12 protein-coding genes are annotated in these 10,091 nt (G+C 62.0%); 3 read left to right on the forward strand and 9 right to left on the reverse strand.

The features are described 5' to 3' along the window. Positions 1-65 precede the first annotated feature (65 nt). Positions 66-1,265 carry a tyrosine--tRNA ligase gene (tyrS, locus tag Q0672_RS16135; protein WP_298623855.1) on the reverse strand — a complete coding sequence of 400 codons (1,200 nt, stop codon included), beginning with the start codon at positions 1,263-1,265 and terminating at the stop codon, positions 66-68. Positions 1,266-1,446: 181 nt separating this feature from the next. On the opposite strand from tyrS, the gene Q0672_RS16140 reads away from it, so the two are divergent. Then, entirely contained in the window at positions 1,447-2,664 is a 1,218-nt protein-coding gene (locus Q0672_RS16140; protein WP_298623858.1) for a M23 family metallopeptidase, read from the forward strand. 103 nt (positions 2,665-2,767) lie between these two features. Here the strand turns inward: Q0672_RS16140 and erpA are convergent, their stop codons facing one another. From erpA to rplM, 4 genes are all read right to left on the reverse strand, one after another. Next, positions 2,768-3,118, reverse strand: coding sequence for an iron-sulfur cluster insertion protein ErpA (erpA, locus tag Q0672_RS16145; RefSeq protein WP_153160222.1), 351 nt, complete (start codon positions 3,116-3,118; stop codon positions 2,768-2,770). Between the two features lie 99 nt (positions 3,119-3,217). Then, the gene (argC, locus tag Q0672_RS16150) at positions 3,218-4,246 is read right to left on the reverse strand and encodes an N-acetyl-gamma-glutamyl-phosphate reductase (protein ID WP_153160221.1); all 1,029 of its coding nucleotides are present in this window, start codon (positions 4,244-4,246) and stop codon (positions 3,218-3,220) included. Between the two features lie 126 nt (positions 4,247-4,372). Then, positions 4,373-4,765 carry a 30S ribosomal protein S9 gene (rpsI, locus tag Q0672_RS16155; protein WP_153160220.1) on the reverse strand — a complete coding sequence of 131 codons (393 nt, stop codon included), beginning with the start codon at positions 4,763-4,765 and terminating at the stop codon, positions 4,373-4,375. A gap of 12 nt (positions 4,766-4,777) precedes the next feature. Continuing rightward, positions 4,778-5,206 carry a 50S ribosomal protein L13 gene (gene rplM / locus Q0672_RS16160; protein ID WP_079437046.1) on the reverse strand — a complete coding sequence of 143 codons (429 nt, stop codon included), beginning with the start codon at positions 5,204-5,206 and terminating at the stop codon, positions 4,778-4,780. 504 nt (positions 5,207-5,710) lie between these two features. Here rplM and Q0672_RS16165 point away from each other — a divergent pair. Further along, a complete protein-coding gene (locus Q0672_RS16165) occupies positions 5,711-6,133 on the forward strand; it encodes an OsmC family protein (protein WP_153160219.1) in 423 nt (140 codons plus the stop codon). 65 nt (positions 6,134-6,198) lie between these two features. Here Q0672_RS16165 and coq7 read toward each other — a convergent pair whose 3' ends face one another. The 4 genes from coq7 to Q0672_RS16185 form a co-directional block, all read right to left on the reverse strand. Next, positions 6,199-6,819 carry a 2-polyprenyl-3-methyl-6-methoxy-1,4-benzoquinone monooxygenase gene (gene coq7, locus Q0672_RS16170; protein ID WP_153160218.1) on the reverse strand — a complete coding sequence of 207 codons (621 nt, stop codon included), beginning with the start codon at positions 6,817-6,819 and terminating at the stop codon, positions 6,199-6,201. 28 nt (positions 6,820-6,847) lie between these two features. Continuing rightward, on the reverse strand, positions 6,848-7,381 hold the full coding sequence (locus tag Q0672_RS16175) for a CNP1-like family protein (protein ID WP_298623867.1): 534 nt from the start codon (positions 7,379-7,381) through the stop codon (positions 6,848-6,850). A gap of 79 nt (positions 7,382-7,460) precedes the next feature. Next, a complete protein-coding gene (locus Q0672_RS16180; protein ID WP_153160216.1) occupies positions 7,461-8,054 on the reverse strand; it encodes a CBS domain-containing protein in 594 nt (197 codons plus the stop codon). 155 nt (positions 8,055-8,209) lie between these two features. Next, positions 8,210-8,770, reverse strand: coding sequence for an RNA pyrophosphohydrolase (locus tag Q0672_RS16185; RefSeq protein WP_153160215.1), 561 nt, complete (start codon positions 8,768-8,770; stop codon positions 8,210-8,212). A 157-nt stretch (positions 8,771-8,927) separates the two neighbouring features. Between Q0672_RS16185 and Q0672_RS16190 the strand changes: the two genes are divergently transcribed. After that, the coding region (locus tag Q0672_RS16190) for a proline--tRNA ligase (RefSeq protein ID WP_298623870.1) at positions 8,928-10,091 on the forward strand (1,164 nt) is incomplete at its 3' end.

Consider the following 10,091-nt stretch of genomic DNA (forward strand, 5'->3'; position numbering starts at 1 on the left):
CGCTGCGAAGAGGGCCGAATTATAAAGAACTATCAGAAGCCGTCAAGAGGTTTGGGGAAATTAATTCAAACCAACGACACCCGCGCAAACTTGCGCTTGCCGACCTGCAGCACGACGACCACCCCCGCCGCCAGCACCAGACCGCGATCTGACACCTTCTCGCCATCGAGACGAACCCCACCCTGATCGATCATCCGCAGGGATTCGGAGGTGCTCGCGGTCAGCCCTGCCTGCTTGAGCACCGCAGCGATGGCCAGACCATCCGCTCCCGCCTCAACAGAAACCTCAGGAATCTCGTCGGGAATCGCATTCCGCTGGAAGCGCGCTTCGAAATCCTCGAGCGCCGCAACCGCCGCCGCCGCACCGTGAAAACGAGCCACCAGCTCCTGGGCGAGCTTGACCTTGATATCCCGCGGATTCCGCCCCTCGGTGATCGAGTGGCGCAGCGCCTTGATCTCGGTCGCCGGCAAGAAGGACAGCAGATCGTAGTAACGCCACATGAGGTCATCGGAAACCGACATCACCTTGCCGAAGATCTCGTTGGGCGGCTCGTAGATACCGATGTAGTTGCCAAGCGACTTGGACATCTTGTTAACGCCGTCCAGACCTTCCAGCAGCGGCATCGTCAGCACGCACTGGGGCGCCTGGCCGTAGTGCTTCTGCAACTCGCGGCCAACCAGCAGGTTGAAGCGCTGATCCGTGCCACCGAGTTCGACATCCGCTTTCATCGCCACGGAGTCATACCCCTGACAGAGCGGATACAGGAATTCATGAATCGCGATCGGCTGCTGCCCGGCGTAACGTTTGGCAAAGTCATCCCGCTCAAGCATCCGCGCGACCGTGTGCTGGGCGGCCAGACGGATCATCCCGGACGCGCCGAGCGCCTCCATCCAGCTGGAGTTGAAGCACACCTCAGTCTTGGCCGGATCTAGTATCTTGAAGACCTGCTCCTGATACGTCTTAGCGTTCTCGAGCACCTGCTCGCGAGTGAGCGGCGGGCGAGTCGTGTTCTTGCCCGACGGATCACCGATCATCCCGGTGAAGTCGCCAATCAGGAACATCACCTGATGACCAAGCTCCTGAAAGTGGCGAAGCTTGTTGATCAGAACGGTATGTCCCAGGTGCAGATCCGGCGCCGTTGGGTCGAAACCGGCCTTGACCCGCAGCGGGCGGCCCGTCTTGAGCTTCTCGACGAGCTCCGCTTCGATCAGGAGCTCGTCGGCTCCGCGCGTGATGAGCTCCAGCGCTGCAGTGATTTCAGTCATATTTGTCCTCGAGCAAGTCCAAGTCGCGAACTATTTGGTAGACTTCGCGGCTTGTTTTTGCTTGGAAAGCCCGATGCTTGGAGAAAAGTCGATAATTTTAGCGCATCTCAAAAAGCTTCGTGCAGACGACCCGGCCAAGGCCTGGCGCCTGCTGAGCGCGGGCATCGGCTCCGCTATCGGCATGGCAGCTGCCATCGCGGTGGCGCCGGGCACCACAAACGCTCCTACGACAACAGAAACCGTCGTCGAACAACTCACCGCGGTTCCCGCCGTCGTGCGCCGGGACGATACGCGCCCCTTCATCCGCGAAGACCGCATCAAGAATGGCGAGAGCTTCGCCAGCGCACTGCGCCGCCTGGGCGTTTCATCCAGCGCCATCACCGCACAGGCCAACAACCCCAAACTGACGCGTGAGCTTGCCGGAACTTTCCGGCCGGGCGCCACGCTCATCGTCGCCACCACCGCCGAAGGCGGCCTGCAATCCGCCTCCATCTGCCCGCCTGGCGCCGACACCAGCCTGACGGTCGAGGTGGTCGACGGAAAACTCCAGGCCAGCCAGCGCGCCCTGCCGCTGGAAACGCGCGTACATATGCAGAGCGGCGTAGTCCAGTCCTCGCTGTTTGCCGCAATGGATACCGCAGGCCTGCCCGACAGCGTGGCCGAGGAGCTGTCCCGCATCTTTGGCGACGACATCGACTTCCACTCCGACCTGCGCCGGGGCGACCGCTTCAGCGTGATCTACGAAGTCGCCTACCACCAGGGGCGCGCCATCCGTACCGGCCGAATCCTCGCGGCGGAGTTCATCAACCAGGGCACCCGCCACTCGGCCTACCTGTTCACCCACCCGAACGGCACCCAGGAGTACTACAACCAGGACGGCAAGAGCCACAAGGAAGGCTTCCTGCGCTCGCCGCTCGAGTTCTCGCGTGTCAGCTCCGGCTTTTCGATGCGGCTTCACCCGGTTTTCGGCACCTGGCGTGAACACAAGGGCGTGGATTACGCAGCCCCTCACGGCACCGCCGTCAAGGCCACTGCCGATGGCGTGGTCGAATTCGTCGGACAGCAGAACGGCTACGGCAACTTCATCGTCCTGCGCCATCGGGACAAATACACCACCGCCTACGGCCACCTGAGCGGATTTGCCCGCGAGATCAAGACCGGCGCACGGATCAGCCAGGGCACCACCATCGGCTACGTGGGCAGCACCGGCTGGGCAACCGGACCGCACCTGCACTACGAATTCCGCATCAACAACGTGCACCAGGATCCGCTCACCGTCACCCTGCCCAACGCCGCGGCGCTCACCGGCAACACGCTCAGCGCCTTCCGTCACCAGACCGACGCCCTCGCCACCCAGATCGCCCACCTCCAGCAGAGCAAGTTCGTTCAGCTCGACTGAGCGCAGCGATTGCCGCTCCAAAAGACAAGGCCCGCCATCGCAAGATGACGGGCCTTGTTTTTGTGGTGCAGCCAGCTAGCGCCAGCGCACCCGCACAACCAGATCAGGCAGAGAAGGACGAACCGCAGCCGCAGGTGCTAGTGGCGTTCGGATTGCGGATCACGAACTGGGAACCTTCCAGACCTTCGGTGTAGTCGATCTCGGCGCCCACGAGGTACTGGTAGCTCATCGGATCGATCAGCAGCATGACGCCATCTTTTTCCATCACGGTGTCGTCGTCGTTGCGGATCTCGTCGAAGGTGAAACCGTACTGGAAGCCGGAACAGCCACCGCCGGTCACGAACACCCGCAGCTTGAGGTCGGGATTGCCTTCTTCAATGATCAGATCCTTGACCTTATTGGCGGCGCTATCGGTGAAAACCAGGGGGACGGGGGTCTCGGTTACGGCATTCATGAAACAACTCCTTCAAATTTATCGTCTGATTATGGTCAGCCTCCAGGCCTCGGTCAAGGCATGGGCATCAAATAGTCGACAAAATTACTCGTATTTAGTTCAGGGCATCAGGGGGATCTGACCCAGCCCGGCCGTTTCGTCCAGACCGAACAGGATGTTCATGTTCTGAACCGCCTGCCCCGCGGCTCCCTTCACCAGATTGTCGATGACCGACAGCACGACGACCACATCACCGCCCTGAGGACGATGAACCGCGATCCGGCACATATTGGCCGAACGCACCGAGCGCGTGGACGGATGCGAGCCCTTCGGCATCACATCGACGAATGCCTCGCCGGCAAAGCGCTCTTCGAACAAGGCCTGCAGATCGACGTCCTTCTTGATGCGGCCGTACAGCGTGGCATGGATGCCGCGGATCATCGGTGTCAGGTGCGGCACGAAGGTCAGACCGACCGGCGCATTGGCGAAACGAGACAGGCCCTGCCGGATTTCGGGCAGGTGACGATGGCCGGCGACGCCATAGGCCTGGAAGTTGTCCGCAGACTCGGAGAACAGGATGTGGGTCTCGGCCTTGCGCCCGGCGCCGGAAACACCCGACTTGGCGTCCGCCACCAGGTTGTCGAGCTCGATCACACCCGCCTCGACCAGCGGCAGGAAGCCGAGCTGCACGGCCGTCGGGTAGCACCCCGGATTGGCGATCACGCGCGCCTTCTTGATGGCCTCGCGATTCACTTCGGGCAGGCCGTACACCGCCTCGGCCACCAGTTCGGGGCAGGCGTGCTTCATGCCGTACCACTTCTCCCACTCGGCGATGTCCGAGATGCGGAAGTCAGCAGCCAGGTCGATCACCTTCACGCCGGCCGCCACCAGCTCGGCCGCCTGCTGCATCGCGATCCCGTTCGGGGTGGCGAAGAACACGACATCGCACGAACCGAGATCGGCCGCCTGGGGATCGACGAAACACAGATCAACCCGGCGACGCAGGCTCGGGAACATGTTTGCAACCGGAACGCCGGCATCCCCCCGGGAGGTGATCGCCTTCAGTTCGACATCCGGATGCTGCGCCAGCAAACGCAGCAACTCGACCCCGGTATAACCGGTTCCACCCACCACACCAACCTTGATCATGCTCGCCCCCAAATCAGGAAATGAACAGCCGACACACGCCGGCCAGATGCCTTTGCTGCCGAAAGATACTACGCCCAGATGACAAAAAGCCGCCCGAAGGCGGCCTTTTGATGATGCTTGAAGCGATTAACGCTTCGAGAACTGCTTGCGACGACGCGCCTTGCGGAAGCCGACCTTCTTACGTTCGACTTCACGGGCATCGCGGGTCACGAGACCGGCCTTCTTCAGCGGGGACTTGAGTTCCGCATCGTAGTCGATCAGGGCGCGGGTGATGCCGTGACGAACGGCACCAGCCTGGCCGGATTCGCCACCACCGGTCACGTTGACCAGGATGTCGAAGTGATCGGCGAAGTTGGTCAGGACCAGCGGCTGACGCACGATCATGCGGCCGGTTTCACGGGAGAAGAACTGATCAACCGGCTTGCCGTTCACGACGATGTTGCCGGTGCCCTTCTTCATGAAGACGCGGGCAACAGCCGACTTGCGACGACCGGTACCGTAGTTGTAAGTCACAGCCATTATCGGCTCCTGTTAAATCGCGAGTACTTGGGGCTGCTGGGCGGCGTGCGGATGCTCGGCGCCTGCGTAGCACTTGAGCTTCTTCAGCATGGCGTAGCCGAGCGGGCCCTTGGGCAGCATGCCCTTGACAGCCTTTTCCAGCACGCGAGCAGGGAAGCGCTGCTGCAGCTTGGTGAAGTTGGTTTCGTAGATACCGCCCGGGTAACCGGAGTGACGGTAGTACTTCTTGTCCTGGGCCTTGGTGCCGGTCACACGCAGCTTGTCGACGTTGACGACGACAATGAAGTCACCGGTATCGACGTGCGGGGTGTAAATGGCTTTATGTTTGCCGCGCAAGCGAAGCGCAACTTGGGAAGCAAGCCGACCAAGGACCAAGTCCGTCGCATCAACAACGAACCAGTCGCGCTTGACCTCATGCGGCTTGGCAGAAAACGTTTTCATGGAGATTCCTCAGACTTTTCCCGACACCGGGACCGACTATAATTCGGAAAGCCGCGGATTGTATCGCACGGCTTTGACTGATGTCAAACCCCACCTGAAGATAAAAAAAAGCGCAGATCGGGGAGATCTGCGCTAAATCCACACCAAAGGAGGAGGGTGGAGGAGACACCTTTCAGCCGCTTCAAGCTACAAAAGCAACTGGACTGATTGCATTATGGCCACGCACGACCCTGCTAGCAAGCGTTTTTTGTGCATTGCAGTATAAATATTTTAATCAAAAAATAAATTTTATTTATTTTAAAAAACCCCGAAAAAACGGGGGTTTTCGGAGGAAACCGGGCACGACAAGTGCATTCAGACGGTGCATTGCTACAATCTGGAGCAACCATCATGTTGCACCGCACAAATATTGCGCCGCACCACGCCAAGGCGAGCCGGCTACAATCCCGGCGTTGCGGGCGTCAGGCGATCCCGCTCTTACAAGAACAAGCTTAGGATCTAGATATGGAATGCGTAGTGAAATGGGCCGGTGGCGACAGCATGACCTTCCTGGCCGAAACGGGCTCCGGCCACCTGGTCGGGATGGATGGCGCCCCCGAGGCTGGCGGCCGCAACCTTGCGCCGCGCCCGATGGAGCTGATGCTGGCCGGTGCCGGCGGCTGCACGGCGTTTGACGTGGTGCTGATCCTCAAGCGGAGCCGGCAGGATGTGGTCGACTGCGTCGTAAGCCTCAAGGCCGACCGGGCCGAGACCGACCCGAAGGTGTTCACCCGCATCGCCTTCCACTACACAGTAAAGGGGCGCAACCTCAAGCCCGACTCGGTGGAGCGCGCGATCAAGCTGTCTTACGAGAAGTACTGCTCCGCGACGATCATGCTCGGCAAGACGGCCGAGATCACCCACACCTGGGAGATCGTCGAGATCTGATCCGGCAGTTTCATGCAGCCCCGGGCCCTGCCACACTCGCGACAGGCCCCGTGGCGGGCGCCCGATCAGACCCAGTAAGCGATCCCGGTCATGACCTTCGAGGTCGCCTTCATGGCGCTCTTGACCGGCATCGGCAGTTCGATCGCGCCAAGGCGCACCGCCGTTTCGGCGTGAGCCACCTCGTCGGTCTTCATCTGCTCGACGATCTCCCGCGAGCGCTGGTCCTGCGGCGGCAGCCGGTCCAGATGGCTCTTCAGGTGCGACTCGACCTGACGCTCGGTTTCCGCCAGGAACCCCAGATTCACCCCGTCGCCAAACCGCGCTGCCAGCATCCCGATGGCCAGCGAACCCGTGTACCACACCGGATTGAGCAGACTCTTGCGCCCACCCAGCTCGGCGATCCGCCGTTCGGTCCAGGCCAGGTGCTCGGTTTCTTCGTGGGCGGCGGATTCGAGGGCCCGCTTGATGCCCTCATCCTTCGACATCAGCGCCTGCCCCTGATAGAGCGCCTGAGCACAGATCTCGCCGCAATGATTGACGCGCATCAGCGCCGCCGCATGACGCTTTTCCTCGTCAGACAACTCCGCCTCGGGCAACTGCTCGCCCGGCGTGGGACGAACCGTGTGCGCATTGGCAAACACCGTGCGGAGCGCCTTGTCGAAGCCGATGATCAACTGGTCAAGCATGTCCTGCCACCTATCTTTTTTGTGATGTTCAACGCACGCCGCCGTCGCGGCGCAAGGAGTCGATGATCTGCCCAAGGCCCGGAGGGACGACGCCCGGCGGACAGAAATAGTCCTTGGCCAGCGCCGCATGGACGCGGTTGGCCGTCTTCTCCTCGATCTGACGCCACTCGACATTGCGCGACGCGACCCAGTCGCCGGGCTTGCGACCGATCGCATACAGCTTGCGCTCGACCGTCTCGCAGCGGATGCCTTCGTAGGTCACGTTCTCGGCACCGCCCTGGGTGCGCACCACGAGCGTGAAGCGCAGGACGCCATCGGCGGCCAGGCTGAGGGATTTTTCGTCAATGAAGAAGCGCGCGGTGGCGGTCGGGCCGACCTGGAGCGGAATCAGGCTGGCGTCGGTCGGATACGCCGGGAAAGGCATCTCGACCTCCTGCCACGGGGACTTGGCCTCGTCCTCGAAGAGTGCGGTTCTCTGGGCCGAAGCCGGCGCTGCAATCAGCAGCCCGGCAAGCACCGCCGGCACAAGACCGGCGGGCAGGCGAAAGGGGACGGAAATCATGAAAACCCTCGGGGGAGCAGAAACGCGATTCTACAACTCCCCCGCCGGCCGGGCCAAAACCCGGCAGACAGGCTGCATTTCAGTTGGCGATGGCCGCTTCGATCTCGGCGAATGTGCGCGCGACTTCGGTGGTCTGGAGCGGGATGCCCATCTGGCGGGCGATCTGCGACGCGGAGAAGATGCCGCGCACCGCCCGGCTGCCGTCCGGCCCGTCCTCGACCACCAGCGTGTGCTGCCGGCCACAGGACTTGAGGGTCGCAACCACATGGCCAACCTCGAAGCGCAGCACATCGGACAGGGACACTGCATCGAGGTCATCAGTGGGAACCATGATGTCCCGGGCGGTGAGTTCCTCGTGGCGCATCATGCGCTCGCGGGCGACGCGGGTCGGCTTTTCGCCGAGCAGGTCGCTGGCCGTCACGATGCCGGCGACGCGCCGGTTGGCATCGGTCACGAAGAGCAGGCGCACACCGCGCAGGATCATGCTGTGATTGGTTTCGGCCAGACTGGTGTCCTGGTCGATGGTGGCGGCGGGAATCCGCCTCAGGTCGGTCATCACCTCGATGGCCGGCGACGAGAGGGTGACCCTCGCCATGCTCCAGGCGTCGGTGATGTCGCAACTGCCGCCGCTGACCCGGAACTGTTTGATCGGTTGATAGTGCAAGCGCTCCATGGTGTCTCCTCCCACATTGCCCTACGCGAAAACCGGCGCCGTCTGGCGGCTCCGGACCAAACCGGATTTTTTTGTATGGTAGCTGAGACAGGTCACCGCCCGCGGAGTTTCCGCCCAACAAAAAACCGGCCTGCAAAAGCAGGCCGGTTTTTTGTTCAGGACGACGAGCGCGGCACGTCGGAGATCGCCTGTGCCACCGCCGCCGCAGCGAGGCGGTAGCTTTCAGGGATGTCGAACAGCCTGTCGCGGAACAGCAGGCGGGACAACTCCAGCAGCGCAGACTGATACACCCCGCGCTTGAACTCGATCACCGCTTCGAGCGGCACCCAGTAATAGCTCCAGCGCCAGGCATCAAACTCCGGATGATTGCTGGCACGCAGGCAAACGTCAGAATCGCGCCCCACCAGCCGCAGCAGAAACCAGATCTGTTTCTGACCACGATAGGTGTTACGCCATTCACGCTTGATCCAATGCTTGGGCACCTCGTAGCGCAACCAGCCGCGGGTGCGGCCGATGATGCGGACGTGCTCAGGCTTCAAGCCGACTTCTTCGAAGAGCTCACGGTACATGGCCTGTTCCGGCGATTCGCCGTGCTTGATTCCGCCTTGCGGAAACTGCCAGGAATGTTCTCGTATCCGTTTGCCCCAGAAAACCTCGTTGCGCGCATTCACCAGAATGATGCCGACGTTAGGCCGATAGCCTTCACGATCGAGCATGGTGCAACCTTTAATTCATGAACTGTCTTGGATTCTTCCACATTTCCCCACGCCGTGAAAGAAGCAACCCCAAATCGGTGCATCGCAAACTGGACGCAGCCAATCCCTTAGAAGCACGCTAAAATCATGAGTTCTCTTTAGTAACGGACATCCGCCCATGCGTGCCTCCCAGTTCTTCCTCTCCACGCTCAAGGAAGCCCCGTCCGACGCCGAAGTCATCAGTCACAAGCTGATGATGCGTGCGGGGCTGATCAAACGCCTCGCCGGCGGCATCTACACATGGATGCCCCTGGGCCTGCGCGCCCTGCGCAAGGTGGAGAACATCGTGCGGGAAGAGATGAACCGTGCCGGCGCCATCGAGGTGCTGATGCCTGCCGTGCAGCCGGCCGAGCTATGGCAGGAATCCGGCCGCTGGGATTTCTACGGCCCCGAGCTGCTGCGCTTCAAGGATCGCCACGACCGCGACTTCGTGATCGGGCCGACCCACGAGGAAGTCATCACCGACGTGGTGCGCAAGGATCTGCGCAGCTATCGCCAGCTGCCCAAGCACTTCTACCAGATCCAGACCAAGTTCCGCGACGAGATCCGCCCGCGCTTCGGCGTGATGCGCGGCCGCGAATTCACGATGAAGGACGGCTATTCCTTCCACAGCTCCTTCGAGGATCTGCAGCGTGAATACCGCAACATGTACGACACCTACCACCGCATCTTCAACCGCCTGGGCCTGAAGTTCCGCGCGGTGGCGGCTGACACCGGCTCGATCGGCGGCACCGGCTCCCACGAATTCCACGTGATCGCCGAGACCGGCGAGGACGACATCGCCTACTGCCCGGATTCCGACTACGCCGCCAACGTCGAACTGGCCGAAGCCCTGGCGCCCACCACGCCGCGCCCCGCCGCTGCGGTCGCCCTCACCAAGGTGCACACCCCGGGCGTCAAGACCATCGACGAACTCGCCGCCTTCCTCAAGGTGCCGGCCACGTCCATGGTCAAGGCCATCGTCGTCGATGGCGACGAGTCCACCGGCAACCAGCCCTTGCTGCTCCTGCTGCGCGGCGACCACGAACTCAACGAGGTCAAGGCCCAGAAGATCGCCGGCGTCAAGAACCCGCTGACCTTCGCCTCCCCCGCCTCCATCCTCGCCGCCTTCGGCGCCAACGCCGGATCCCTGGGCCCGGTGGGCTTTGCCGGCCGCGTGGTGATGGATCGCAGCGTCGCGGTGATGGCCGATTTCGTCACCGGCGCCAACGAAGACGACCACCACTTCACCGGCGTCAACATCGGCCGCGACTTCCCCGAAGCCGAAGTGGCCGACCTGCGC

Origin of the sequence: uncultured Zoogloea sp. (assembly GCF_937894855.1) — a bacterium.
In the GTDB taxonomy this organism is placed as follows: Bacteria; Pseudomonadota; Gammaproteobacteria; order Burkholderiales; family Rhodocyclaceae; genus Zoogloea; species Zoogloea oryzae.